22 protein-coding genes are annotated in these 25,940 nt (G+C 53.4%); 10 read left to right on the top strand and 12 right to left on the bottom strand.

The features are described from left to right. Nucleotides 1-7 precede the first annotated feature (7 nt). The 3 genes from JIN87_RS17005 to hisG form a co-directional block, all read right to left on the bottom strand. Entirely contained in the window at nt 8-382 is a 375-nt protein-coding gene (locus JIN87_RS17005) for an NADH-quinone oxidoreductase subunit A (protein ID WP_200356795.1), read from the bottom strand. Between the two features lie 208 nt (nt 383-590). Further along, on the bottom strand, nt 591-2,246 hold the full coding sequence (rpsA, locus tag JIN87_RS17000; RefSeq protein ID WP_234033460.1) for a 30S ribosomal protein S1: 1,656 nt from the start codon (nt 2,244-2,246) through the stop codon (nt 591-593). 310 nt (nt 2,247-2,556) lie between these two features. Next, nucleotides 2,557-3,417, bottom strand: a complete 861-nt coding sequence (gene hisG / locus JIN87_RS16995) for an ATP phosphoribosyltransferase (RefSeq protein ID WP_200356793.1) — start codon at nt 3,415-3,417, stop codon at nt 2,557-2,559. Between the two features lie 254 nt (nt 3,418-3,671). Here hisG and JIN87_RS16990 point away from each other — a divergent pair, with 254 nt between their 5' ends. Next, nucleotides 3,672-4,415: a response regulator transcription factor gene (locus JIN87_RS16990; protein ID WP_200356792.1), complete on the top strand. Its 744-nt coding sequence runs from the start codon at nt 3,672-3,674 to the stop codon at nt 4,413-4,415. A 90-nt stretch (nt 4,416-4,505) separates the two neighbouring features. Here the strand turns inward: JIN87_RS16990 and JIN87_RS16985 are convergent, their stop codons facing one another. Beyond that, the gene (locus JIN87_RS16985) at nt 4,506-4,667 is read right to left on the bottom strand and encodes a hypothetical protein (RefSeq protein ID WP_200356791.1); all 162 of its coding nucleotides are present in this window, start codon (nt 4,665-4,667) and stop codon (nt 4,506-4,508) included. Between the two features lie 120 nt (nt 4,668-4,787). Between JIN87_RS16985 and hemF the strand changes: the two genes are divergently transcribed. Both hemF and hemE read left to right on the top strand, forming a co-directional pair. Next, a complete protein-coding gene (hemF, locus tag JIN87_RS16980; RefSeq protein ID WP_200356790.1) occupies nt 4,788-5,708 on the top strand; it encodes an oxygen-dependent coproporphyrinogen oxidase in 921 nt (306 codons plus the stop codon). 24 nt (nt 5,709-5,732) lie between these two features. Next, nucleotides 5,733-6,758, top strand: coding sequence for a uroporphyrinogen decarboxylase (gene hemE, locus JIN87_RS16975; RefSeq protein ID WP_200356789.1), 1,026 nt, complete (start codon nt 5,733-5,735; stop codon nt 6,756-6,758). Nucleotides 6,759-6,770: 12 nt separating this feature from the next. On the opposite strand, the gene JIN87_RS16970 is transcribed toward hemE, so the two are convergent. Both JIN87_RS16970 and JIN87_RS16965 read right to left on the bottom strand, forming a co-directional pair. Then, the gene (locus JIN87_RS16970; RefSeq protein ID WP_200356788.1) at nt 6,771-7,685 is read right to left on the bottom strand and encodes a carbohydrate kinase family protein; all 915 of its coding nucleotides are present in this window, start codon (nt 7,683-7,685) and stop codon (nt 6,771-6,773) included. Nucleotides 7,686-7,748: 63 nt separating this feature from the next. Next, nucleotides 7,749-9,263 (bottom strand): sulfatase family protein, encoded by a 1,515-nt coding sequence (locus JIN87_RS16965; RefSeq protein ID WP_200356787.1) that lies wholly within the window; start codon nt 9,261-9,263, stop codon nt 7,749-7,751. A gap of 150 nt (nt 9,264-9,413) precedes the next feature. Here JIN87_RS16965 and hemG point away from each other — a divergent pair, with 150 nt between their 5' ends. The 3 genes from hemG (at nt 9,414) to JIN87_RS16950 (ending at nt 13,809) form a co-directional block, all read left to right on the top strand. After that, nucleotides 9,414-10,784, top strand: coding sequence for a protoporphyrinogen oxidase (gene hemG, locus JIN87_RS16960; RefSeq protein ID WP_200356786.1), 1,371 nt, complete (start codon nt 9,414-9,416; stop codon nt 10,782-10,784). Between the two features lie 59 nt (nt 10,785-10,843). Then, a complete protein-coding gene (locus tag JIN87_RS16955; protein WP_200356785.1) occupies nt 10,844-12,793 on the top strand; it encodes an alpha/beta hydrolase family protein in 1,950 nt (649 codons plus the stop codon). A gap of 260 nt (nt 12,794-13,053) precedes the next feature. Further along, nucleotides 13,054-13,809 carry a VPDSG-CTERM sorting domain-containing protein gene (locus JIN87_RS16950; protein ID WP_200356784.1) on the top strand — a complete coding sequence of 252 codons (756 nt, stop codon included), beginning with the start codon at nt 13,054-13,056 and terminating at the stop codon, nt 13,807-13,809. A 70-nt stretch (nt 13,810-13,879) separates the two neighbouring features. Here the strand turns inward: JIN87_RS16950 and JIN87_RS16945 are convergent, their stop codons facing one another. Genes JIN87_RS16945 through JIN87_RS16935 form a run of 3 tightly spaced genes read right to left on the bottom strand, consistent with a single transcriptional unit; the run spans nt 13,880 to nt 17,727 of the window. Continuing rightward, entirely contained in the window at nt 13,880-14,554 is a 675-nt protein-coding gene (locus tag JIN87_RS16945) for a response regulator transcription factor (RefSeq protein WP_200356783.1), read from the bottom strand. Beyond that, nucleotides 14,547-16,253: a sensor histidine kinase gene (locus tag JIN87_RS16940; protein ID WP_200356782.1), complete on the bottom strand. Its 1,707-nt coding sequence runs from the start codon at nt 16,251-16,253 to the stop codon at nt 14,547-14,549. Before JIN87_RS16940 ends, JIN87_RS16945 begins: the two co-directional genes overlap by 8 nt. A 1-nt stretch (nt 16,254) precedes the next feature. Next, complete coding sequence (locus tag JIN87_RS16935) at nt 16,255-17,727, bottom strand: hypothetical protein (RefSeq protein WP_200356781.1); 1,473 nt, start codon at nt 17,725-17,727, stop codon at nt 16,255-16,257. Between the two features lie 136 nt (nt 17,728-17,863). Here JIN87_RS16935 and rsmG point away from each other — a divergent pair, with 136 nt between their 5' ends. Continuing rightward, complete coding sequence (gene rsmG / locus JIN87_RS16930; protein ID WP_200356780.1) at nt 17,864-18,502, top strand: 16S rRNA (guanine(527)-N(7))-methyltransferase RsmG; 639 nt, start codon at nt 17,864-17,866, stop codon at nt 18,500-18,502. Nucleotides 18,503-18,579: 77 nt separating this feature from the next. Further along, nucleotides 18,580-21,033: a DEAD/DEAH box helicase gene (locus tag JIN87_RS16925; RefSeq protein ID WP_200356779.1), complete on the top strand. Its 2,454-nt coding sequence runs from the start codon at nt 18,580-18,582 to the stop codon at nt 21,031-21,033. 61 nt (nt 21,034-21,094) lie between these two features. On the opposite strand, the gene JIN87_RS16920 is transcribed toward JIN87_RS16925, so the two are convergent. The 3 genes from JIN87_RS16920 to JIN87_RS16910 all read right to left on the bottom strand — a co-directional run bounded on the left by JIN87_RS16920 (nt 21,095) and on the right by JIN87_RS16910 (nt 23,315). Continuing rightward, nucleotides 21,095-21,661: a PaaX family transcriptional regulator C-terminal domain-containing protein gene (locus JIN87_RS16920; RefSeq protein WP_200356778.1), complete on the bottom strand. Its 567-nt coding sequence runs from the start codon at nt 21,659-21,661 to the stop codon at nt 21,095-21,097. 383 nt (nt 21,662-22,044) lie between these two features. Continuing rightward, nucleotides 22,045-22,455, bottom strand: coding sequence for a hypothetical protein (locus tag JIN87_RS16915; RefSeq protein ID WP_200356777.1), 411 nt, complete (start codon nt 22,453-22,455; stop codon nt 22,045-22,047). A 5-nt stretch (nt 22,456-22,460) separates the two neighbouring features. After that, complete coding sequence (locus JIN87_RS16910; protein ID WP_200356776.1) at nt 22,461-23,315, bottom strand: hypothetical protein; 855 nt, start codon at nt 23,313-23,315, stop codon at nt 22,461-22,463. Nucleotides 23,316-23,393: 78 nt separating this feature from the next. On the opposite strand from JIN87_RS16910, the gene JIN87_RS16905 reads away from it, so the two are divergent. Next, the gene (locus tag JIN87_RS16905) at nt 23,394-24,383 is read left to right on the top strand and encodes a 3'(2'),5'-bisphosphate nucleotidase (protein WP_200356775.1); all 990 of its coding nucleotides are present in this window, start codon (nt 23,394-23,396) and stop codon (nt 24,381-24,383) included. 215 nt (nt 24,384-24,598) lie between these two features. Continuing rightward, nucleotides 24,599-25,918, top strand: coding sequence for a TolC family protein (locus tag JIN87_RS16900; protein ID WP_325176394.1), 1,320 nt, complete (start codon nt 24,599-24,601; stop codon nt 25,916-25,918). Nucleotides 25,919-25,940 lie beyond the last annotated feature (22 nt).

Here is a 25,940-nt window from a genome sequence, read left to right as displayed (position 1 = left end):
GACAGCTTTACTTTTCCCACTCCAAAGCGCCCTTCTTCAACTCGTAGGCAAGCCCGACGACGAGCACACCGAGGAAAAAGAGGATTGGACCAAGAATCGGAAGGCCGTTGAACACGAATTCGCGATACACCAGCACCCAGGGGATTAGAAAAAGGACTTCGATATCGAAGAGGATGAAGAGCATCGCAGTCACGTAGAACTTCACCGAGAAGCGCGTGTTGGTCTTTCCATCAGTCTTGATACCGCACTCGTAAGCGTAGTTCTTGATCGCGTTTTTAGAGCCACGCTGGCCGAAAAGGACGCTTCCAGTGAGGATAGCTCCGGCGAGTCCCGCTGCGAGGGCGATTTGGATCAATACAGGTACGAAGTCAGAAACGGTCATGACGCAGGCTAAGATTCCCAATAACTTACGTATTTCAAGGCAAATGGTTAAATCTAAGCGCTGAATTCCCACATTCGTAGGGTTTTGCGGTAAAGAAGCAGCACAACAGGCGGTCTAGCAGCTTCGTGAATGGACAACCTTTGAAGCACAAAAAAAGCGGAGCTCAAACGAGCTCCGCTTCGAAAGTATCTAATCTACTGATACAGGCTTAGTCGTCCTTGCCAGCTGCCTGGTCGAGGATGTCACCGAGGTTCATCAAGTCGCCGCCGTCAGACATGTTTTCGTATGTCTGAGTTTCCGCTGCGAGCTGAGACTCGTCGTAGTTAGCAGCCTTGATGGAGAGGCCGAGGCGGCGCTCTTCGCGGTCGATCTTGATAACGCGAGCAGTAACTTCGGCGCCGATGTCTACGACGTCCTTGATCTTCTCTACGCGCTCTTCGCTGATCTGGCTGATGTGTACGAGACCGTCGATGTGATCCTGTAGTTCGACGAATGCGCCGAAGGAAGTGATCTTGGAAACAGTACCTGTAACCACGTCACCGATACGGAAGCGACCGTCGATATCTTCCCAAGGATCGTCAGCGAGCTGCTTCATGCCGAGGGAGATGCGCTGGTTGCCTGTATCCACGTCGAGTACGATCGCGTCGATCTCGTCACCCTTCTTGAGTACTTCAGATGGGTGGTTGATCTTGCGTGTCCAAGACATGTCGGAAACGTGAACCATGCCGTCGATGCCCTCTTCGAGCTCAACGAATGCACCGTAAGTAGTGATGTTGCGAACCTTGCCGTGTACGTGGGCGCCAACTGGGTAGTTGTGAACGACCATATCCCATGGGTTTGGATCGAGCTGGCGGATACCGAGAGAGATCTTCTCTTCGTCCTTCTGGATGCCGAGTACCACTGCTTCCACGTCGTCCCCAACCTTGAGGAGCTCGCTTGGCTTGGTGATGCGCTTTGTCCAGGACATTTCGGTAACGTGTACGAGACCTTCAACACCTTCTTCGATTTCGATGAACGCGCCGTATGGTACGAGGTTAACAACCTTACCAGCAACCTTAGCACCGATTGGGTACTTGGCTTCGATATCTTGCCATGGGTTGGACTTGGTCTGCTTGAGACCGAGGGAGACACGCTCCTTCTCACGATTGATCTCGATGATCATAACATCGATCTCTTCACCCTGCTTGAGCATTTCGCTTGGGTGAGAAATACGACCCCAGCTCATGTCGGTGATGTGGAGGAGACCGTCCATGCCATCGAGGTCGATGAACGCACCGAAGTCGGTGATGTTCTTGACCACACCCTTGACGATATCGCCTGGGTTGACGCGCTCGAGAAGGTCGCGACGCTTGCTTGCGCGTTGCTCTTCGATGAGTTCGCGGCGTGAAAGAACGATGTTCTTACGCTCCAAATTGATCTTGAGAACCTTGTAGTCGTAGGTCTGGCCAACGTACTGATCGAGGTTCTTTGGCGGCTGGATGTCGATGTGGGAAGCAGGGAGGAAAGCGTCGACGCCCATCGCTACGATGAGGCCACCCTTGACCTTGCCCTTTACGCGGCCCTGAACGATTGAACCTTCTTCACACTTGGTGATGATGTTCTCCCAGTTCTTCTTTTGCTCAGCCTTGTCGAATGAGAGGAGAGGATTACCTTCCTTGTCTTCGAGCTTTTCAAGGTAGACTTCGATCTCTTCGCCGATCTGAAGTTCGCCGAGGTCGACGAATTCTTGGCCAGGAACGAGTCCTTCGGATTTACCACCGATGTCTACGACTACTTCGTTTTGACGGATTTCGGTGATGGTGCCCTTTACGATTGAACCTTCCTTGAGCTGGTCGAAGGAAGTTTGGGCGAGAAGTTCAGACATTATTGAACTCATGATGTATGTGGCGGTTTCATCTCGGGAACTTCCAACCTCCGCGATGACCTTCCTAGAGGTGAGCCAGCGAACCGGCTCGGGTTTGATTTTTGAATAGCTCAACCGGAAGAATTTGCGACTAGGCCGAGCTTGTTTTGTGTCGCGAGCGGGCGGATATCGCACCCTCGCCTGCCTTGGGCAAGCGTAAATGCGAGAAAAGCCCTCTAATATAAAGAAAAGCGGCGATTTTTAGTAATCGCCGCCGAAAAACTGGATTGGTAGCGACCGCTGCCCCGAGCGGCCATCAAAGGGTCGAATCCTAGTAAACGACCTTATTGAGCGGGTACTCGATGATACCTTCCGCTCCGAGCTCCTTAAGCTGCGGAATGATGTCACGAACAACCTTCTCCTCGAGAATCACCTCTACCGCTGACCACTCACCATCTGAGAGACGGTTAACAGTTGGGTTACGAAGCGCAGGGAGAATTTCGAGAATCGCGTCGAGCTTGTCCTTCGGAGCGTTAAGCTTGAGGCCCACCTTGTCCGCTGCAGAGAGAGCTGCTTGGAGCATCATCGCCATATTCTCGATCTTCGCCCGCTTCTTTGGGTCTTCCCAGCTCTTCTTGTTAGCGATGAGCTTGGTGTTAGTCTTTAGAAGCGTGTCGACGATGCGGAGCTTATTGGCCCGAAGGGAGTTACCAGTTTCGGTGAGATCGACGATGGCATCCACCATGTCCGGTACCTTCACCTCGGTCGCGCCCCAGGAGAATTCGATTTCCGCTTCAACGCCGTGCTTAGCGAGGAAGTTACGTGTCATGCCCACAACTTCAGTCGCGATGCGCTTACCTTGCAGGTCCTTGATCTCCTTGATTGGAGACGCTTCAGGTACCGCGAGAACCCAGTAGGACGGGCGGTTCGAAGCGCGGCTGTAAACGAGGTCACAAACCTCAACCACATCGGACTCGTTTTCCACTACCCAGTCGTAGCCGCAAAGACCGCAATCGAAGAATCCATGATCAACATAACGGCTGATCTCCTGGCTACGGACAAAGCGTCCGTCCAATTCAGGATCGTCAATACTCGGCTTGTAGGAGCGCGAGCTCTTGCGGATATTCCAGCCCGCCTTTTTGAAAAGGCGGATGGTTGGTTCTTCGAGACTACCCTTCGGCAGTCCAAACATGATCAGTGACTCTTCTTGTGACACGCAAAAGGGAAAAAACCGAGACGCCGCAGGTCACAAGACAAAAGAACGCAAGAAAATTCCATTTTTTTACATTTTGTGATTTTACATTTGTTAAAAATGGGTATTGTTGCCCACATCACTTACTTCAAAGCACCTTGAATTCTCTAAGTGCCCCACCTGATTCAAGCACTAGCGTATTAAACGGAAGAGTGATCGATCCTCAAAATTAAATAACTCAGTATCCTCCTGACATGCCGACAAAACCAAAACCGCTCGTACTCATCGTCGAAGACGAAACCGAACTCGCCAACGTGATTTCGGAGCACCTGGAAGCGGCCGGCATGCAAACCCAAGTTTGCAACCGCTGCGCCCTTGCGATGCGCTTCCTCAAGCACAATTTCGCAAACATCCTCCTGCTCGACCTCACCCTTCCCGATCAAAACGGATTTTCTTTTTTGGAAGACCTCAAGCGCGAGGACATCAACATCCCCACCATCTTCCTCACTGGCAACGATTCGGAGATTTCAAAGGTCAAAGGCCTCGAACTCGGAGCTGACGACTACGTCACCAAACCATTCTCCGCTCCTGAGCTCGTAGCTCGTATCCACGCCGTTCTCCGCCGCGCGGAAGTAGCCCACGACTTCAACGTCACCAAAAACGTCAAGCTCACCGACGCGCCATTCGAGTTCAACACCGCCTCCGTCAACCCGACTTCTATGGAAGTTACCTTCCCAGACGGCGAAATCGTGAATATCGGCCGCAAAGAAATCGGCATCCTTTCCTACCTGCACGAGAATCCAGACACGATCATCACACGAAAAAACCTGATCCACTCCGTCTGGGGCATCCATGCAGATATCCGAAGCCGCTCCCTCGACCAGTACATCGTGAAAATCCGCGATCTCTTCAAACGTAAGGAAGCACCTCTCGACAATCTCAAGACCATCCACGGCATCGGCTACCAATACGAGCCGCTGGTCCGTTCTTCTGACTAATTTTAGATTTTAAGTTACCGCTAAAGACACAAAAGCCCTGCTGGACCTAAACCAGCAGGGCTTTTTGCGTCTGGACAAAGTAGTGAAGCTCTAGTCTCGCAACTCGCTCAACGCCTCCTCGCCATCGACCGGCAAATAATGAAATCCATCTTCGTCCTCATAGCCAACCGGAGCTTCCGCCACACTATTCAGCATGAGCCAAGAGCCAGCTACAACCATTGCACCGTAGATGAATAAAAACGTTTCGAGCATTCCCCTCCTATCGGCTTTCCCCCCTCCAACTGAATAAGGTCCAATACCAATTAGCTAAAAATTAATCCCAAGGCACAAAGATCTAGCCCTCACGCCCTTTCCCGCTACACATACCCCACCGTGCACCTCGACAAACTCCAACAAGCCAAAACCTTCCTACTCGATTACCAAGCCAGACTTTGCGCCAAGCTCGAGAATCATGAGGTTTCAGGAAAAACCTTCCTCACCGATCCCTGGGAGCGGGCCGAAGGTGGGGGCGGAATCTCAAAAGTGCTCGAAGGCGGAGACATCTTCGAAAAAGCAGGGGTAAACTTCTCCCACGTCATGGGAAACAAACTCCCCCCATCCGCAACAGCCAATCGCCCACAACTCGCCGGTCGCCCTTTTCACGCCACAGGCGTCTCCATCGTCATCCACCCGCGAAATCCCTACGTCCCCACATCCCACGCTAATGTGCGCTTCTTTATCGCTCCGGCTCAAAAAGAAGGCGAGCAAGACATCTGGTGGGTCGGCGGCGGCTTCGACCTAACTCCCTACTACGGGTTCACGGAAGATTGCAGAGATTGGCACCAACATGCCAAAGACGCATGCGACCCCTTCGGCGAACACCTGTATCCAAAATTCAAAACTTGGTGCGATGACTACTTCTTCCTCAAGCACCGCAATGAACCCCGCGGAATCGGCGGTCTCTTCTTCGACGATTTCGACGAAGGCGGATTCGAAAACGCCTTTGGCCTAATCAAAAGCGTGGCGGAACACTACAAGGACGCCTACTCGGAAATCGTAACCAAGCGAGTCAACTCATCCTACGGCGAACGCGAACGCAGTTTCCAACTGTATCGCCGTGGCCGATACGTCGAGTTCAACCTAGTCTGGGACCGCGGCACACACTTCGGCTTGCAAAGCAATGGTCGCACCGAGTCCATCCTCATGTCCCTACCTCCTATTGTAGAGTGGAAATACGACTACCAGCCTGAAGCTGACAGTCCAGAAGCCGAGCTCTACGACACATTCCTCAAGCCAACTGACTGGCTCGCATAATTTCTAAATTCCTTCTCAAAGCAGATGAATTCCAAAGAACGCTTCCTCGCCGCCCTCGATTGTCAACCACTCGACCGCCCTCCCATCTGGGTCATGCGCCAAGCCGGCCGCTACCTCCCCGAGTACCGAGCACTCAAAGAAAAATACAGTTTTCTCGAGCTCGCTCAAACTCCCGAACTCGCGCTTGAGGTAACCATGCAGCCACTACGCCGCTTCAATCTCGACGCCGCCATCCTCTTCTCCGACATCCTCGTCATCCCCGAGGCCATGGGCCAAGGCTACCACTTCCGCGAACGCGGTGGCATCGGCATGGACTACACCCTCGAAAACCGCGAGCAGATCGAAAAACTCTCGACCACCGCCATCGAAGAAAAATTAGACTACGTCGCCCAAGCCTTAAAGCTCATCGACGCTGAACTCGACGGTTCCAAGATGCTTCTCGGCTTCGGCGGTTCCCCTTGGACTCTAGGCACCTACATGCTCGAAGGCGGCAGCTCCAAAGATTTCGCCAAGGTCAAAGCCCTCTTCTATCAAGACAGAGCCACCTTCGATCTCCTCATGGAGAAGATCTCCGACGCCCTCATCGCCTACTTCCGCATGCAAAAAGCAGCCGGAGCAGACGCGATCCAGATTTTCGACTCCTGGGGCGGAATCATCTCCGGCGAAGATTACGAAGCCGCATCCCTCAAATGGATACGCAAAGTCATCGACGCAGTCCGCGACGAGATTCCAATGATCATCTATGCCAAGGGCACCACACCACACATCGCTCGCCAAGCCGCCTGCGATCCCAAGGCGATAGCGGTTGATTGGACAATCCCAATTGAGGAAGCCGCCGAACGCATTCCTTCCAACATAGCTATCCAAGGAAACCTCGACCCCGTCCTACTCGATACCAAACCCGAAATCGTCAAAGAGAGCGCCACGCGCATCCTAGACGCCATGAAAAACCGCCCTGGACACATTTTCAATCTCGGTCACGGTATCCACCCAACCGCCCGTATCGAGAACATGGAGACCCTAGTCGAAACCGTCTGCAATTACAGGTAACGGCCGTTAGCCCTAACGACCATTCGCCAACGCTTTCACCTCATCCAAGCTCGGCACGGGGTGGATCGATGGAAATCGAGCGCACACTAAAGCTGCGGTTGCTGCTCCGTACCGAACAGTCCTCTCCCCATCGTACCCTCGAGCCACCGCATACGCCACCCCCGCTCGAAAGGAATCTCCTGCAGCGAGCGTATCCACAACCTCGACGTCATACGGATCTATCGATTTCACTTCGCCATCTTCAGCGTACAAGATCTCACCCTCTCCCGAGGTAAACACCACCAAGCCCGAGCACTCCTTAGCATACAGCTCCAGCAACTCCCTCTTTCCAACGCCCTCGTACTGCTGATCCCGATACTCGCCGGATACAACAATCGCAGCCGCTCCCCTAGCCAACACATCATCAAACGGAGCATCCACTGAAACGAACGGGGTCCCAACGTCCAAGCACGCTTCCGCAACAGCACGGGAGCTGTCACCAAAAAATGGATCCAAAGCAACTACGTCAGCCTCCGCGACCGCCTCTGTATTCAATTCGTTCCAATACTTGTCTTCGACCGCGAACAGAGCCTGAAACCAACCAAAAACGGTACGCGTCCCACCTCCACACAAAACAATATCCTTCCACCCCTCGAAACTCGGGTCGTAAGTCAAAAGCGAACAATCCACCCCGAAGTTTCCAAAAGCGGCCAACAACGCTTGCCGGGTCCGACTCCCCAGATGCGTTCCGTCTAGCTTTGTCTCGACGCCCCATTTCGCCAATAGAATAGCCCCATTGGCCGCTTCTCCCCCGGGAACGGTTTCCGTTTGAACGATCTCCTCGTAGGTATCCTCAGCCGGGTACCCCGTCTTGAGCTTGTGAATCGTAGAAAGCAAGGACATGCCATAGACATACGCCTTGAGCGGGGACGTTTCCGGAGGGCTCATGCGAACGAGCCTCTCTCCTTCTTCGCCTTCCCTCAAGCGGATTGGTACCTCGCCATTCTCTTACTATTTACCTCTGAATTTATCGTACTCGGGATTCGTGTCCTGATCGCGGAACTGCTCGCGGTCTTTCCACAAATTATAGGTAGCTTCCAGCTGAACGTCCGCCTCATCCGCTTGCCCCAAATCACCCGTTTCAGCGATCCAATCCTCCAGGATCTTTCGATGCCGTTCCAATTGCGCCGCAAACTCCGGACTCTTAGCCAAATTATTAACCTGATGCGGATCCTTCTCGATATCGTACAACTCTTCTTCAGGGCGTAGACCGAACCAATGCTCCTCTTGATAGTCGGTAAGCGCCCCCGCAGCGTGAAGTCGTCTCATGTCTAGCACTACCTTCGACTTATCCCGATACTGAGGCTGCGAAAGCGTCCGCTCCGGAAAATAATTTCGAATATAACGATATGTATCCGTACGAACCGTACGTATCTGATCAATCGTGAAGTCGCAACGATCACGAGCGGAAATGACGAACTCACGCTCCTCGTACTCAGGACTGAACAGGTTTTGCCCATCGAGATAGTCCGGCATCTTCGCTCCCGCCAAAGCGAGAGTAGTCGCTGAGATGTCCAAGCCAGATACCAATTCGCTCCGAACGACGCCTTCCCCTATCGCAGCATGTCCCCCCGCAACGATTAGCGGCACATGCACGCCTCCCTCGTAGCAAAACTGCTTGTGACGCAACGAATGATTGCTGCCATGGTCCGAAAAGAAAAACACGATCGTATTCTCAAGCTCTCCATCTGCTTCGAGCTGCGACATCACCGTCTCCACTTCCGCATCGGTCCCCCGCACCGCATTGTAATGGGCCGTCCAAGCCTTTCGGTGAGCGGGGGTATCCGGAAAATACGGAGGCAATGGAACCGCCTTGTCCGCGAGCAGTTCACCTTCACGCACAAAGCGGTTGTTCCCCTTCCCCCCACGTAGAGTCAACTGGCCGAACCATGGCTGGTCCTTGTCAGGACGCGAGCTCCACACGTCATGCACCACCGACGCCCCATGAGGCGACTTGTTTCCCTGCCACCCATTCATCCCCTCAACATAGCTCTCCTCCGTTCCAATATCGTAAAGAGCTCGGCGGTCGTAGTGGAAATTATAGTCGTCCTTCCCGTTGTTGAAGGTGAAGTAGCCAGCCTCCTTCATTAGCTCAGGGATCGTTTTCATCCCCTCCGGAAGGTGAATCCGAACATGAGCAGGCACGACCTCCCCATCCGTCCAACGGCTCGATCGATGCTCCTGTGTCCCTGTCGTCGTCTGCATCACTCCTGTGATGATAGCCGATCTGCTAGCAGAACAAACGGGGGCCGAAACATAGGCACGCTCAAAGCGAACTCCCGATGCCGCCAAACGATCGATCGCCGGGGTATGCCCCGCATTGATCGGATCCCCATAACATCCAAGAAATGGAGACATATCCTCGGGAAAAATCCAAAGGATGTTCGGCTTGCGAGCTTCGCCAACCAACACGCTGCACGCCGACGCTAAAGCCACAAAGAAAACGAGGGGAATACGAATTTTCATAACACAACCGGGATTGATCCACATTAATACTAGGGTAAACAAAGGGCCTTGAATAGCGATCATCCGGTCCATTCAGATACGGCATCCCGCCAGCCCTAGCATTGAGGCATTGCCAAAGTCCACCCTTCACCCTAGGACCCTTATTCTCTCATGCAAGATGCGATCATACTTGGAGGAGGCATCAGCGGACTCACCGCGGGATACCTCGCGCAAAAAGAAGGTCTCGACGTTTCCGTAATCGAGAAACGAACCGAGCCCGGAGGCCCTATCTCTACGCACAAGGAAGGCGACTACCTCGTCGAACGCGGCCCCAATTCGCTGCTTCTCCCCGAGCCTTGGGTGGAGAGTTTCATCGCAGAACTTGGCCTTACCAACCAGTTGCAAGAGACAAAGCCAATAGCGAGCAAACGCTATATCATCAAAAATGGCCGCCCAGTACCAGTACCCACCAGTCCACTACAGGCCATCACGACCCCGCTGTTCTCCTTCGTCGGTAAACTAGGTTTCCTCCTCGAGCCCTTTCGCAAGCAAATCTCCAACCGAGCAGGAGCGACTGAAACCGTTGCCGATTTTGTCAGCCGTCGCATGGGACGCGACTTCCTCGACTACGCCATAGACCCCTTCGTCAGCGGAGTCTACGCCGGAGACCCCCATAAACTCATTCTCGAACACGCCTTTCCAATCATGCGGAGCTTTGAGCGTGAAGGCGGCTCCATCATCCGCGGAGCCATCAAACACAAGAAAAAGCAAAAGCGAGAAGGCACCGCCTACAAGAAACGCTCCATAAGCTTCAAAGAAGGTCTAGGCATTCTGCCCAAAACGCTCGCTCGCAAACTCGGCAACCGTCTCTGGCTCGACTCCGAGGTAGTAGCGGTCAATCGCATCGACAACGCTTGGCAAGTCACCTGGAAACGCGACGGCGAGAATTTCGAAGGTTTCGCAAAAAAGCTAGTCGTCTGCCTACCCTCTCATGCCATAAAGCGGATCGCTTGGAGCGAAGCCATAGCTCCCCCTCTCAAAGCGTCTCCAAACCTCGAATACCCCGCCGTACACAGCCTCGCCCTTGGCTTCAAACGGGAGCAGATTCCCCACCTCCTCGATGGCTTCGGGATGCTGGTGCCAAGCAAGGAGTCACCCACCATCCTTGGGGCTCTGTTTAGCTCCTCACTCTACGACGGTCGAGCGCCAGAAGGACACTGCCTGCTCACCGTTATGATCGGCGGCATTCGCAGACCTGATTTAGCTGCACTCAGCAAAGAGAAACTCGAAGAGATCGCCCTCAACGACCTCAGGAATCTCGTCGGGCTAGAAGGATCTCCCACATTCTCTCACTGCAGCTCCTGGCCCCGAGCCATTCCTCAATACACCCAGAACTTCTCCCCTTGGAAAGAAACGCTCAAATCCCTCGAGCTTGAGTTTCCAGGCCTCCACTTCGGAGGTAACTGCGTCGACGGCATCGCCATGGGATCCTCGATTCTCAGCGGGAAGCGAATAGCGGCTTGCCTTAGCACAAATACCTAGTAAATCTAGATTTCCCTTTGAAGAGAGGCCCATCGACCTGGGCCCGGCCCAAATCTAGAATGAAAATCCCAATCCCCGCACTCCTCGTGGCGGTTCTTCTCTGTGCCCTGCCCTCCCATCTCGAAGCGAAGAAGAAACAGCCCAAAATTGGCAACACCACAGAAAACCTGCTACGTCCGCCACGCGTCTACAATATGACGATGTCACCAGATGGTAAATACGCCGCGAGCGTGGCACCTATTGGTGAGGACGGTGATCGTGGGCTCGTCATCTTCGATCTCGATACCATGAAGATCCATCGATCCTTCAAGTGGCGGGCCAAGGATATCGATAGCGTTACCTGGACCACCAATGAAGATGTTGCTTTCCACCTCAGCAAATGGGGTGCCTACGTCGAAGGCATTTTCAGCGTAAACGTCAACCGCAAGGAGATCTACCCTCTGATAGCCAATGACGCTGTCGTAAGCTGGGCCGATCCTATGAGAGAAGACAAAGACGCATGGATCTGGATACGGGACAGTTTCCGAGCAAAACCGGGCTTAGCCCGACTTCGAGCTACCGGAAACGCAAAGATCAGATCAGGTCCTGGCGAAACCGAAACAGCACCAACAAGCTCGAATCCTCTCATCTCAAATCGCATCTACAATCCACCAGGTGACATTTTCTGGTGGGGGTTTGACCATGAACATCAGCCTCGAATCGTTCTTCGCTTCCACCAGGACAAACTCGAGTATATTCACCGCTACACCAAAGAGGAGGACTGGAAACCGCTCAAATTAGACCCAGAGCGCTGGGACATCGAGCTGTTCGGAGCAGAAAAGAACACACTCTTCGTATCCGGTTACAATGGTGAAAAAACCAAGGGTCTCTACACCTACGACATAGAATCTGAATCAATCGGGGAACTTTTGTTTCGCGACGACTATTATGACTTTTCGGATACAGCTCGCTACCTTTACTACGGGAAGCAAGTCGTCGGCTTTCGTTACCTAAGAGATACCATGACTTTTGTATGGCTTCATGATGAATTAGAAAGCATCCAACGCATGGTCGATAGCGCGATACCGAATCGAGTAAACATTATCTACAATTCGAGCACTGATTTCAGCAGGCATCTTGTTTACTCCTACTCCGATTCAGTGCCTCCAGAATACTCTATCCTAGATCTTCGAGCAAAGACCCTAAATCAAATATCCAAGACAGCTCCTTGGCTCGATTACGAAAAGCTATCTCCGACCCAGGTTTTTCACTACAAAACAAAAGACGGTCTCCGATTAGAGGGCTACCTTACTCTACCAAAAGGAAAGAAAAAAGGTCCCTATCCAACGATATGTCTGATACACGGAGGACCTTGGGTCCGCGACTCGGGAGGTTATGATGATGAAACTCAATTTTTCACATCAAACGGATACGCAGTAGTCCGAGTCAACTATAGGGGATCAACAGGATATGGGAAAGAGATCTCATTCGATCCCCAATACCACTTCCGAAAAATGCAGGACGATATCACGCAAGCTGCCAAACTCATGGTCAAGCAAGGCATCGCCGATCCTGATCGACTCGCCATCATGGGAGCCAGCTTTGGGGGTTACTCAGCCTTGTGCGGAGCAACATTCGAACCCGATCTTTACAGTTGCGCCATCACAAATATGGGGGTTTTCGATTGGGAGGAAATGATCAAGTCTCGCAAGCGCCAAGACCATCACTATTCGCATCACAAACTGAAAGAAGAGTTGGGCGATCCCAAAGAGAACCAAGACCGATTCGAAGAGATCTCTCCCATCTACCACATAGACAAAGTCAAAATTCCGATCTTTGTGATTCACGGAAAAGACGATTCCAACGTTTCAATTCGACAGTCCAAAAAGCTAAAAACCGAGCTACAAAAACACGAAGTGGAGCATGAGGTACTGTTCATTGGTGACGAAGGTCATAACATCTTTTCGCTAAAGAAACGTGTCAAAACCTACGAGAGAGTTCTAGCCTTCCTCAACAAACACATGAGCTAAGCACTCGTATCACGCCTCGGCCCTAAGCGGGAAGCGTCTAGCAAATACCCTAAGCGCTTAAGGTTACCTGGATTGTAAGCAAACCCAGAGAACGTAACGAAAGCCTAACAAACCTTGGGATACCAACTTCGTGAGTAACTTTACTCACAAACAACCTTACTCAATAAGGTTCAGGTACTTATAAGAAACGTAGAGGGAAACACCCCAAATAGGCATACCGATTGCTAGATTTCTGCCCAACTCCCAAACACCAAGCAGAAATGAAAAACCTAATCCTCTCTCTTGCCGCAGCCGGACTGTTAACCGTGTCTGCTAGTGCGATTACCAAAACCCTAACTTTCGATGAAGGAGCTCTCGCTCACGGGAAAATCGTTACAAACGATTTCGAATCGAGTCATGGAGTGGTAATCAGCGGCCTAAACAACGACAACGGTCTCGAACTTGCAGTACTCTTTAACAGTGAGTTGACTGACACCCGAGACCCAGACCTACAAAGAACTGGATACGGAACGGACAAAGACGCTTGGGATGGAGGGAATCTCGACAAGGATACAGTCCTAAATCGACTCCTCATAGTCCAAGAGAACAATACCGGCACTCGCGATGGAGTGGCAGATCTACCAGATGACGAAGGAACGCGCTTCAGCAACAAATACACCGGCGTTCTCACTTTTGATTTCGTCCAATCTATTTTTTCATTTGGTCTCGATCTAATTGACGTTGAAGGCGTAAGAACGCCCGAAGATGGAGCTCTAAAATTCTTCAGCGGACTCAATTCGGTAACAGTGGGTTTTGACTCACTCGGGGTCACGGATTGGGGTGACAACAAAATCAATCGGGTTAGCCCGATTCTCGCATCAGACCACAATTTAACATCCTTCGACAAAGTCGAAGTTCACCTCGGAGGCTCGGGCGCAGTCGACAATATCACATGGACCGTTCCTGATTCTGGATCGACGCTCGGTCTCGCTGGCCTTGCTCTTCTTGGCCTCGCCGCGATGCGCCGTCGCCGCTAATTTCCCAATACAATCAATTTCTCTAAGCCTCCGTCAGACGTGCGGAGGCTTTTTTGTACCCGCTCAGCAATCACGCCTCGAAACGGTACCCTACATCTCGAATCGTAAGCACATGCTTCGGCCTCGAGGGCTCTGGTTCGATTTTCGAGCGCAGCGTCGTCACACAGCGATCCACACTCCTTTGCGTCACCAGCACGCTGCTTCCCCAAACCGTATTCATAATGCCTTGGCGAGTCAGAGCCTTGCCTTGATTTGTCAATAAGTATTCGAGCAACTGATACTCTTTACGAGTCAGTTTCACCACATCGCCATCTCGGCTCAACGCCTGAGAATCCCGATCAAAACGAAACTCCCCAAACTCGAATACGCGCTCCTCGATCGAACGGTGACGCCGAAGAAACGCCTTAACTCGAGCCATCAGCTCCTTTACTGAAAACGGCTTTACCACGTAATCGTCCGCCCCCAACTCGAGCCCGCGCACAATATCCCGCTCCTGCCCCTTCGCCGTCAGCATGATGATCGGCATGTCGCAGCCTTCCTTCCGAGCAGTATCGCATATCGAAAAACCGTCAAGCCCCGGCAGCATCACATCCAACAACGCAATGTCGGGCCCCTGCTCCAATATCATATCGAGCCCCGTATCGCCATCGGCCGCATAGAGCACTTCGTAGCCCTCGAAGCCAAAGTTGTCTCTCAATCCACGAGCGAGCGCTTCATCATCTTCAACAATCAAAATCTTAGGCATAAGGAATCCTCACTTTAAACAAACTTCCTACTCCCTCTTCACTTTCCAACTCAATACGTCCGGAATGCTTGGATACAACGAAATCCACAATGCTCAACCCCAGGCCAACACTTCCACTCTGAGCGCCGCGGACCCCATCCACCTGGTAAAATTTCCGGAAGATCCGCTTTTGCTCACGCTTCGGAATCCCTTGCCCAAAATCCTCGACCTCAAACTCCACCCCATCCACCACATTGCTAGCTCTCAGGACAATCTCACGATCTCGCCCGCCGTACTTGAAGGCATTCTCCAAAAGATTGCCCAACACAGTCGACAACGCATCGGCATCCCCTTGGATCTGTGGCAAGTTATCAGGAACCACCACCTCAAGCGAAAAACGCTGCCCTTGAAAACGTTCGCGAAACGCTTCCTCCGCGGACTCCACAACTTCAATCGGAGAAATCGGACTAATATCAAAACTGCCCTTCGAGCGTTCCATTCGCGAAAAGGATAGAAAGTTATCGATCAATCGTCCCAAACGATGGTTCTCTCGGGAAATCAGCTCGATATACTCCTGCGTATCCACCTTTCCTCGACGCTCCTCATCCATCAATGTGTCAACAAGCAAACGAATGGATGCCACAGGGGTCTTCAACTCGTGCGTAACCGTGGCGACCAAGTTATCCTTCAAGCGAGTCACGCTAGCCTGACGACGAACCGACATCACAATCGCCACCCCCGAAAAGATAGACAAACCGAGCACGATCACAGCGATCCACAAATAAAGCACCGACTTCTCGACCGAGACCTCGGAACGAAACTCCTCGAACGAGGAGTGAATGTACAAAAAGTCCAAAGGCTCGGAAAGCTGCTTCACGCTTTGATTGTCCGAGCTTCCCTCCAACTCGAGCTCGAATCGATTCACCTGCAGCGATTCGAGCTGCCTCCCTGCCTCCAACAAAGCATCATGCGGGAAAAGCAACGCCTCCTGAGCATCCAGATTCACCACACTAAAATACCCCTCTCCACTGCCTAGCTCACGAAGACGATCCGCATCCTCGACCCATCGATTAACCAGTTCTTGCTTCTCTAAAATGAGCTGAATTTCGGAAGACTCCGAATAGGCCGCGTATCGCTGCACCGAATACCGGAACTGACGACTCAGCAATGTTTCCTCCGATTGCTTAGCGATGTACTCATCCGCCGATTCGATAAACGTATCGCTCAACGCATCACCTTCACCACTTGAGCTCATCCCCAATTCCAACAGAACGGGTCCAATCGGTCTACCGCCCAACAGTCTCGCATCCGACACATCAGCATCAGCCAAATAGCCAGCCAACTTCTCTTGCACCGCTAGACTTTCGAGCCCTTTCAACTCCTCCCGTATCTCGTCCAACAGAGCCTTGCTCGCCTTCTGCTCATCTCTCGACACCGCGACCGATCGACGGCCAAAGAAATAGCGGACGCCACCATTCTCCTCACTAGGAACCATGTTCATCGCCGTAAGACGAATCAGAGAATCAGCATCGAGCAGGCTCCTCTCTTGCGATTCCTTCACCAGCTCCCGGACCTGAGCGGTTTCGCTTTCAACCGTTTTTTGCAAAAGCCAGATTACGCAAACAACTGGACTGATGATCCCGATCGCCAAAAGCAAGTAAGTCACCCAAGCCGACGCTTGGGTGACACTTGGCTTCGCATTACCAGTACGGCCAAACATACTAGAGTTCCGTTTTTAAGCTCATTACGATCTTCTCGAAAATCGGTAGCATCTCGTCTGTATCACCTGGGGGCATCGCTCCCTGGAAAACGTAGTGCTTCTCCTCTCCCAATAAAATGTAGAGGTAGACGTCTCCCTGCGTCTGCGATCCCTCAGGAGCCTCGAAGAGAAAAGCTCCCGCCTCCAAACCGCCCAACTCAAATCGCTTCAATTCGACCGGATCAGATTTGATTTCGCTAAATTGTCTCCTCACCTTCCCAGTCATCTCGGCGAGCATCCCATCGATCGAAATCGGCTCCTCCTTCTTCCAATCCGTGTTGAGCTCTGAGGCCGCCATGTAGACGCCACGCACCATCGGCTCCGCCAACCACACGACCTGGTCGCTCTCGTCACTCGCCTTATCGTGCGGAATCACCGACCAAGCAGCAGGGACTTCCAACGAGAAACCATGCTTCTCGTTCTCGTACAAACGTGGAGCATCGAAATTGACCGTCTCTACCTTCGTGAGGTGAGCCTCTACTCCACCCACCTTGTAGATGACTGGAATGCGGCGCTCATCTGCGGTAAAGATAACGCTTTGCTTTTGCACCTGCATATCGATTTCGACTTCATAACATTCGAGGTGACCTAGAGCCGTATCCAATTCCTCTATACTCTTAATCTCAAAAGTGATATCGATCGGCATCCCCGAGAAAGACACAAAAATCTTTTTGGCCATCCGGTACCCTAGCTCGATCGGGATTTGCCTCATCAAATCAACAGCTTGCTCGTTGTCGTAAACACGTTGGTTAAAATCGAAACTACTGCTCTTACCCGTTTTCGAGTATTCTACATTCACCGAACGTCCATCCTCCGCGTACCAAGCCCGGCAATTCCCCATCTTTTCGAGATTCATCCGGCCGTAAGCCGTATTGAAAGTCTTCTTGTCAAACTCCACCGCAGTCGAGCGATGCCCATTGAGAACAAATCGCGTCTCCTTTCGCCAAAGCTCCCTGCCCTCCCATTCATAGGAGTAAATCGTCGAAAAGCTACGCCCAACCAAATCTCCGGTCGGCATTAGCCAGTCGTAGTAAGTCCTCTCGCCATCCTCCCAGGGCGTGATTTCCGGCACGAACTTCTTTGGCAGCACCGCCTCCGCTTCCGCCACCCACTGCGACTCCTCTGGATAGTTTTCGACCAAATCCGACAGCAGCTTCATCGCCAACGCTTGCTTCCCCTGGTCCAAATAGACCATCGCCAAGCGATAACTCGTCTCCGCCGCTATCGAATCGACAAGCTCGCTCTCCTCCAAGATGCCACGATACGCTTGGGCAGCCTTCCCCAAGTCCGCCTCACCCTCGTGCAAATAGATCGCCTGCTCCAATTCATCAGACAGCTTCAAGGAAACAGAATCACCCTCATTTGCCGCTCCCCACGCGTACCCCGTCAACGCGCCCCAAGACGCAACCAGCCTAAAAATCACCGTCGTTCTCATAATCACACCATGCTACCGACTTCGTGTTACCCGCATGTTACCAATAGGTAATCGCTTAATTCTTTCTTCATCAACCAAAGAGAACCGCTTTCGCTTTGCCAAAAACAGAAAACAGGCTTTGCCTGCCGGACTTCCTATGAAATTCGACCTCTCAATCGTCGCCCAACACTTTCCCGAATTCACGCCCGATCAGATCGCGAAATTCGAAACCTACGCCTCCGCCATCGCCGAGTGGAACGAGAAGATCAACCTGATCTCCCGCTCAGACGTCGAAAACCTCCCCAAGCGACACATCCTCCACTCCCTCGCCATCGCCAAAACCATGGCCTTCAAGCCCGACACCACCGTGATCGATGTCGGCACCGGAGGCGGATTCCCAGGCGTCCCCCTCGCCATCGCCTTCCCGGAAACACGTTTTCTCCTCGTCGACTCGATCGGCAAAAAGATCAAAGTCGTGCAAGACTGCATCGAACGCCTCGGCCTCGAAAACGCAGTCGCCATCCAATGCCGAGTCGAGGAGGTCGACCGCCAAGTCGACTTCATCGTCGCCCGCGCCGTCACCCAACTCCCTAAGTTCATGAAGTGGATCCGCAAGAAAGTGAAACGCTCCTGCTTCAACGACCTGCCCAACGGAGTCCTCTACCTCAAAGGCGGCGAACTAAGCGAAGAGCTCTCCTCCATAAAAGAAACACCAGAACCGTATCCGATCCGAAACTACTTCGACTACGACGAATTCGACCAAAAATACGTCATCCACGTCCCCGTAAAAAGGTAGCGGCCGCTGTCCCCAGTGGCCACAACCCAAACCCGATCCACTTCCCACTTCTGCATTCTTAATTCTTCATTCGCCGAATGCGACTCCGCATCATACTCCCGCCAAATCTCGAAAGCAGCGCTCCACGCGACGCCATCCCGACCAAAATCGAGATCAAGCTCACCAACGGAAGCAACATCCAGCCCGACAAGCTCGGACCGCAACAACTCGGCGAACTCAACGAAGCCGGCCGTGTCGCCGCCTTCTCCCTCTTCCAGTGGTGCGGCGGCCAGCTCTCCCCCTTCCTCCAACTCGACCGCGAAAAGCTCTCCACCCTCGTATCCACACTCCAAGGAGAAGACGATTTCTACTGGGCCAACAAACCCCACAATCCCATTCCCTGGAACGGCTCCGAACTCATCGGCGTAACCGAACATTTAAAATCTCCATCCCCACAACCCGATGTGGGAAGCGACCTTGCGTCGCGATCTCCGGCGCCTAAATCCACCCGAAAAGAAAGAGAGCCCACCACCTTCGACGGCAAGCCCCTCGAGGTCGACGGATCCTCACACTACCTAGCCATCTCCCTCCCCTCTCGAGAGCACCCCTTCTACGAAGAAATCCGCGAGCTCCTGCAAACGCACCGCTTCAAGCTAGAGCCTGGCAACCGAAAATGGTGGCTCCGCAATCGACACCTCGCCCTAAACTTTCTCGGCGAATACTGGGGAGACCTCGAAGAAAAATACCAAGCCGAGTTCACCTCCAACTTCAAGCAACGCGTCGGTTCCCTGCCCGAGGCCAAGATAAAAACCGAAATCGTCGAGGAGCGAAACGGATACAATCTCACCGTATCCATAAACGCAGGACAAGCCTCACAGCACGAAATCAGTCAAAGCCTCAACACCGGCAAGCACTACATCGAAAATGGCGACAAGGTATTCCTCATAAAGCGCTCAAACCTCGACAAGCTCAACACCGTCCAGAAGCAGCTAACCGGCGATTTCAACGCCCCGCTCCTTCACAACGGAAGCTACAAGATCCCCTACTCGCGCAGTCTTGAGGTCGAGGAACCCCTCTCCGAACTCAACCCGAACTTCAAGCCCCCATCCACCTGGCGCTCGCGCAGCGAAGCCCTCAAGCATCTCGACAGACTCGCCGTTCCACGACTTTCCAAGTCGCTCGACTCCACACTCCGCCCCTACCAAAAAACCGGCGTCGCTTGGCTCCACCACCTCTTCACCCACCAACTGGGCGGCATCCTCGCCGACGAGATGGGTCTTGGTAAGACACTTCAGGCTCTCGCCCTGCTTTCCAGTATTGTAAACAATACCAAACGATCCCCCTCCCTCATTGTCTGCCCAGCATCTCTCGTCGAGAACTGGCGACGTGAAGCCGCGAAGTTCACTCCTGAGCTAAAGGTGTTTTGCAACCACGGCTCGACCCGATTGAAGGCTCCAGCTGATGCCTACGCCTACGATCTGATCATCACCTCCTACGGTACGCTCATCCGCGACAAGAAGCTGCTCGCAGAGCTAAACTTCACCTGCGTGATCGCTGACGAAGCCCAGCACATCAAAAACCGTCGCACCCAAAACGCCAAAGCCCTCACCGCCCTGCAAACCAACGGGCGTATCCTGCTCACGGGTACACCAATCGAAAACAGCATCCAGGACCTGATGTCGCTACTCGACTTCATCATGCCCGGAGGCTGGAAGCCTATTCCAAGCGGGGCTCGCGGCGATGAGCGACGCTGGCACGAACGCCGAATCCTCGACCAAGCCGCCCCTTACATTCTCCGTCGCACCAAGGACAAGGTTGCCACAGAACTGCCCGACAAGATCGAACAAGTTCTCTTCATGGAGATGACCGGCGAGCAAAAGAAGGTATACGACACAGCTCGCAAACACGCCGAAGCAGAAATCTCCCAACTCGAGAAAAGCGGAGCCAGCGAAGGCGCTCTTCGCATGAAGACCCTCACCCAACTTCTCCGCCTCCGCCAAACCTGTTGCGACCCGCGCCTGCTCGACGAGTCACTAGAAGCCAAAGCATCCTCCAAGCTCAACTCCTTCAACGAACTCCTCGAGGAGTCCATCGATGGAGGACACCGCATTCTCGTCTTTTCCCAATTCGTATCCTTGCTTTCGATACTAAAGGAAGAGCTCGAATCCCAGGAGATCCCCTTCTGCTATATCGACGGTTCCACTCGCAACCGCATGGCCGAGGTGGACAGATTCAACGAATCGGACGACATCCCAATCTTCCTCATCTCCCTCAAAGCGGGCGGTACCGGACTCAACCTCACCGCCGCGGACACCGTAGTCCACTTCGACCCTTGGTGGAACCCCGCAGCGGAAGCTCAAGCCACCGACCGCGCCCACCGTATCGGACAAACCAAGGTGGTCACCAGCTACAAGCTGATCGTGAGCGACTCTGTCGAAGAAAAGGTACTCGAGCTCCAGACCAAGAAGCGGAAGCTCCTCCAAGACGTCTTCGAAGCCAGCGAGGCCGCCAACGCCAAGATCACCCTCCAAGACCTCAAAGAGCTCATTTAGCCACCCCCTCATCCTCAACACCACCCCATCCACGACCGCGAAAAGCGCAACGTTGCATATTTCACGGTCGCACGAGTGTCAGTTGCGCTAGCTTCCTCTTTCGGAGCTCGTAAGCTCTTTTCCCGAGGTAGTCTTCAGGCAGTAGCTTCGACGGCAAAAACGGATCTCTTTCAAACGCCGCACGCCAAAGACGATTCTCCTCAAATAGCCAGTCTTCCAAACCGCCCGACACGACTTCTTCAGCAATCGAACTTTCCAAGTACGCGATGTATTTTTGATACCCATGGTTAATCGCAGGAAAGTCCCAAGCATCCGTGACAACAGCAAAATCAGAACTCAACGAATGTGGTTCTCCTTCAAACAGAATAAGGCTTGAACTAGGAATCTTCATTTCCTCCAAAGCGATACGCCATGAGGATTCGAACCAAGGCGAAACGCGGACACTTCCTTGAAGCCGACCAAATCGGTTGAGGTCTAACCAATCTCCCAGTTGATTTCGCATCTTCCGGGAGGCACTTGGCAAATCAAACGAGAACAGATGCCACTTTCCGTTCCAGTCCCGATTCCATCGCTCTTCGGGCACGATTCCATCATTCGCGACCGCTAGCCCTTTCTCTGTTAAACTCAAAACCCAGTTCCCTTTGCCCTCAGTCCGCTCATAGCTCAACAGCCCGTTTCTTTCCAATCGGGCCAACTGTTTTCGCAGCTGGTCCGAACTGTCCCAGCCACACCCCTCAATCAATCGAGAGCTAGGACGGCACACCGTGTTTAAAGTATCGAATCCGGTAGTAACTAATACTTCCAAAAACAAACGAGTTCTGGGTCCAAGACGCATAGGCAACAAGAGAGAGCCGAAGCAGCTTCGTATCGATCGACTCCAAACTGCTTCAAGATTGAATTCCGCTTACCAGGCTGGAGATTAACCGCGAAAATTGCAACGTTGCGCATTTCACGGCCGAGCCGGGCATTGGCTGGTCAGCTGAGTCTCAACCGAACCGAAAACCAGATTAGTTAATCGATCTTCTCAGCGACCTGTTCACCGTTTTCATTGGTGCTCACCTTAAGGCTCGTTTTGCAATCAAGACAATCGGCCTTGCGAGTCTTGAGCGGCACAGCGAACCCGAACAGCACGATCCCTAGAGCCGCGACTCCGCTAAGCTCCCGAACTTTCACCTTAGCGGAATCACAGTACGGACACTTCAGAGTCGGCTCTTCAACAGGCGGCAATCCCAGCAACTCCACTGCCTTTTCGAATTCCCCCTCCGGAACCTCCAGCTTCACTCCACCAATCGCCTGCGAGTAAAACCAGTCGACTCCGATCGTATGCCCGTCTCGGATATGTGGAGACAGCCCGCTCCCCTCAAGAACCGATGCAGCCAAATACGCATCGTCAGCTTTCTGGTATCGGGCAACAACTCTCATCAAAACTACAGACGCTTATCCGCTAGAGCTTTCAAGCGGTCCCATTCCTCGATATACTGGACGAAGTGCTTCTTTCCCTTGGCGATTTCCTCATCTAACAACACTCGCACCAACGCCTGTTCCCGATCGTAAGCTTCCGCATTCAGCAATCCCGAGAAATGCGCGATCCGCGCCCAAAGCAGGTGCGTCGTGATCGCATCAAACTCGTTGTAATCAAGAATGTCCTGCAGTTTCCCCTGTAACCAGAGATCAGATACAAAACCACCCTCAGTATCCACCTTGCCGGGAATCCCCGACAGCGTCGCGATCTCATGGAGACGGGGGGTCTGCCCCCAACGTCCAACCATCGGGGCCAGATCCACGTTATGGTCTCCGCTCGTCGCGAAATAGTCGACCCCCTCCCAAGGCTTATTTGGACGCTCACCCATTCCTTGCCCAAAAAGTCCATGGACAATGGCACGCTGGACGATGATGGGGACATCCGCATTGTGAGAATTGTAGCCCACAAGCTGAGGCTTTCGCGTGCCGATCGCCTTGAGAAGCTGCTTAAGAATGGTCCCTTCCTTCTCCTTTTCTGGGTCTCCCGCGACCGCTGGGAGCGTCACTAACTTAAGTCGCACATTTCCCGAAGCCACTTCACGCAGTACTCCCGAAACGGATACGATCCGGCAAAGTACCGTCTTCAGATACGGCTGGGGCATCTCCTCAGTCGCTCCCCCCTCCTTCCAGAGACGCTTCATAGCCTCCTCCGGGCCGTGAGTCCCACTTGTATCCACGTCAAATAGCATCTCCGCGCTTAAGGGGTCGGGGATCCACTCCAAATCAAAAGAAAACAGGCAGGGTTCGATAGTCTTTAACACAGTACTCCATCAAGAAGACATGCTACGCTTATGTTAAGTCTTTCTTGCATAGAACGAGACACTTTCCATCGTCGCCCCATGCCATTCGAACAGGAACTCCAAGTCGCCAAAGAAGCTGTACGCAAAGCTTCCCTCCTCTGCTCCGCCGCCCAAGCTGGTCTCGTCGACTCTGAAAAGCACGACAAAGCTGACAAATCCCCCGTAACCGTCGCCGACTACGGGGCCCAAGCCCTCGTCCTGTCGACCCTGGCCGCCGCATTTCCAAACGATCCGGCCGTCGGCGAAGAAGACTCCAGCGACCTCAGAAAAGAAGAAAACGCCGAACTCTTCTCCCGCGTCGTCGAATATGCGCAGAAAGTAGACGGCAGCCTGGACGCCGAATCCGTGCTTGCCGCCATCGATCGCGGCAAGCACGCCGGCGGCTCACAAGGTCGATTCTGGACGCTAGACCCAATCGACGGCACCAAGGGCTTTCTCCGCGGCCAACAATACGCAGTCGCCCTCGCTCTCATCGAAAATGGCGAAGTCGTGCTCGGCGTCTTGGGTTGCCCAAACCTTCCCGTCGACCCCGCGAACGCAAACAGCGAAAAAGGATCCCTCCTCTTCGCCGTCAAAGGCCAGGGAGCGTTCCAAGCGCCACTAAGCGAAATCGATTCCGCCACCAAGATCTCCGTCGACCAGATCGACGATCCTGCCAAAGCCGTCTTCTGCGAATCCGTCGAGTCAGGCCACACCGCTCACGGTCGTTCCGCAGCCATCACCAACGCGCTCGGCACTTCGGTAGAGCCATTCAGAATGGACAGCCAATGCAAATACGCGGCAGTTTCCCGCGGCCAAGCCTCTGTCTATCTACGCCTCCCGACTCGTCCTGGCTACGAGGAGAAGATCTGGGACCATGCTGCCGGCTACATTGTGCTCCAGGAAGCCGGAGGCCGCATCGCTGACACCTTTGGCAATCCCCTCGACTTCTCGCTGGGCCGCACGCTCAAAAACAACAAGGGCATCGTCGCCACCTCTCCTGCCGTCTTTGAATCCGTTGTAAAAGCGGTCGTCGATTCAGCAGAGTAGGCCTCGAATCCATCCGACTCGCTCAGATCGAAATGTTACAATTTCGCCGGCGAGTCGCTCCCAGCCCACCATACAGATCCGAATAGCCCTCTCCCACAGAGGCAAAGCTAAGGCGAATACCTTACTACGTAGGTTTTTCTCCTCTCTCTCTTCCAGAGCTCAAGTTTCATCGTTTTCGAACGATCATAGAGTGCCGAACTTAACTAGTTAGCACTCTGAAAACACGAACTCACAATCGCATCCCTTCAGGAAGCCCCGATTCGAGTCCCCTCGCTCGTGGCCTTCGCGCGTCTGCCATCACCCTGCTTTCAGGCGCCTTCCTTGCCGTCTCCGCCCATAGCCAGTCGCTCAGCGAGTCGCTTGCTTCCGCATTGGACAACTACCCGAAAATCCGGGTGCTCGAGTCCCGGGTTCAGATCGAGCAAGGCAAGCTCGACACCGAGCGCTCAAACCTCCGTCCGCAACTCTCGCTCAGCATGCGAGGGGGCGAGGAAAGCTTCGGGGACAGCAAAGGCGTGCAAATCTATGGCGAAACAGGCAACGCCTCTCTCCAGGGTCGCCAGCTGCTCTTCGACGGCGGAAACACCAAGCACCGCATTACCGAAGCCCAAGCCAATCTGCGTACCAGCGAAGAATCTCTTCGGCGCGTCCGCGAAGAAATCGCTCTCGAACTCGTCACCACCTACGTCAACGTCATCAAGTACACCCGCCTCGTTAACCTCGCCCAGCAAAGCGTCTACTTGCATGAAGACGCCCTAGACAAGATCGAGGAAAAGTTCGAAGCAGGAGCCGGCCCCAAAGCAGACGTCATTCTCGTCAAGGCTCGCCTCGCCATGGCGGAAGCCACTCTCGAGTCACGTAGGCGCCAACTCAATACCGCGAGCAACAGCTTTCTCAAGCTCACCGGCGAATACCCGCAACAACTGATCGAACCGGAATTTCCAATCTGGGCTCTCCCCGAATCGATCGACGAGGTCACCTTCGAAAGCAACCCAAACATCCGAGCCGCCCACTCCGAACTGCAAGCGACCTACTCCCGACGCAAGGTCGCGGAAAGCCAGTTCCGCCCGCAGCTTAACTTCGTCCTCGAAGGCGACGCCGCTCAGTCCGACCGCTACGAACATGTGCAAGAGGACGCGATGGCGCTGATCACCCTTTCCTACAGTATCTTCGATGGCGGACGACGCCGCTCCGAAGTCCGCCGAGCCAATTCCCAAATCGATGAAGCGGACTGGCAGCTCAAAAACACACTTATCGAAACAGAGACCTCCTTCGCCAACGCCTGGGAAGATTTGTCTTCGACCGAGGAACGTATCCACCTGCTCAGGACGCATCGCGACGCCATGGAAGCGGTCGTCGAAGCCTACAACGAACAATTCGAACTCGGGAAACGCCCACTCATCAATCTCCTAGATGTCGAAAACGAACTTTCCTCCGCTCGAGCCTCAGTCGAGGAGGAACGCCTCAATCGCCTCCAAGCCGCCTACCGTCTCCTCTCCGCGATGGGCACCCTTACCTCATCCGTTAACCAATAATCCCGACTTACTTCACATTCCA

This window comes from Pelagicoccus mobilis (genome assembly GCF_016595505.1).
GTDB classification, from domain to species: domain Bacteria; phylum Verrucomicrobiota; class Verrucomicrobiia; order Opitutales; family Opitutaceae; genus Pelagicoccus; species Pelagicoccus mobilis.
The sequence above is the reverse complement of the archived record's forward strand: the minus strand, read 5'-3'. Positions and strand labels throughout refer to the sequence as shown.

What these genes read in the sequence shown, in the direction of transcription:
- JIN87_RS16965 (WP_200356787.1), bottom strand. Translation starts at nt 9,263, where the DNA reads ATGAAAATTCGTATTCCCCTCGTTTTCTTTGTGGCTTTAGCGTCGGCG.
- JIN87_RS16945 (WP_200356783.1), bottom strand. Translation starts at nt 14,554, where the DNA reads ATGCCTAAGATTTTGATTGTTGAAGATGATGAAGCGCTCGCTCGTGGA.
- JIN87_RS16950 (WP_200356784.1), top strand. Translation starts at nt 13,054, where the DNA reads ATGAAAAACCTAATCCTCTCTCTTGCCGCAGCCGGACTGTTAACCGTG.
- rpsA (WP_234033460.1), bottom strand. Translation starts at nt 2,246, where the DNA reads ATGTCTGAACTTCTCGCCCAAACTTCCTTCGACCAGCTCAAGGAAGGT.
- hemG (WP_200356786.1), top strand. Translation starts at nt 9,414, where the DNA reads ATGCAAGATGCGATCATACTTGGAGGAGGCATCAGCGGACTCACCGCG.
- hemE (WP_200356789.1), top strand. Translation starts at nt 5,733, where the DNA reads ATGAATTCCAAAGAACGCTTCCTCGCCGCCCTCGATTGTCAACCACTC.
- JIN87_RS16940 (WP_200356782.1), bottom strand. Translation starts at nt 16,253, where the DNA reads ATGTTTGGCCGTACTGGTAATGCGAAGCCAAGTGTCACCCAAGCGTCG.
- JIN87_RS16985 (WP_200356791.1), bottom strand. Translation starts at nt 4,667, where the DNA reads ATGCTCGAAACGTTTTTATTCATCTACGGTGCAATGGTTGTAGCTGGC.
- JIN87_RS16935 (WP_200356781.1), bottom strand. Translation starts at nt 17,727, where the DNA reads ATGAGAACGACGGTGATTTTTAGGCTGGTTGCGTCTTGGGGCGCGTTG.
- JIN87_RS16955 (WP_200356785.1), top strand. Translation starts at nt 10,844, where the DNA reads ATGAAAATCCCAATCCCCGCACTCCTCGTGGCGGTTCTTCTCTGTGCC.
- JIN87_RS16905 (WP_200356775.1), top strand. Translation starts at nt 23,394, where the DNA reads ATGCCATTCGAACAGGAACTCCAAGTCGCCAAAGAAGCTGTACGCAAA.
- JIN87_RS16970 (WP_200356788.1), bottom strand. Translation starts at nt 7,685, where the DNA reads ATGAGCCCTCCGGAAACGTCCCCGCTCAAGGCGTATGTCTATGGCATG.
- hisG (WP_200356793.1), bottom strand. Translation starts at nt 3,417, where the DNA reads ATGTTTGGACTGCCGAAGGGTAGTCTCGAAGAACCAACCATCCGCCTT.
- JIN87_RS16915 (WP_200356777.1), bottom strand. Translation starts at nt 22,455, where the DNA reads ATGAGAGTTGTTGCCCGATACCAGAAAGCTGACGATGCGTATTTGGCT.
- rsmG (WP_200356780.1), top strand. Translation starts at nt 17,864, where the DNA reads ATGAAATTCGACCTCTCAATCGTCGCCCAACACTTTCCCGAATTCACG.
- JIN87_RS16990 (WP_200356792.1), top strand. Translation starts at nt 3,672, where the DNA reads ATGCCGACAAAACCAAAACCGCTCGTACTCATCGTCGAAGACGAAACC.
- JIN87_RS16925 (WP_200356779.1), top strand. Translation starts at nt 18,580, where the DNA reads ATGCGACTCCGCATCATACTCCCGCCAAATCTCGAAAGCAGCGCTCCA.
- JIN87_RS17005 (WP_200356795.1), bottom strand. Translation starts at nt 382, where the DNA reads ATGACCGTTTCTGACTTCGTACCTGTATTGATCCAAATCGCCCTCGCA.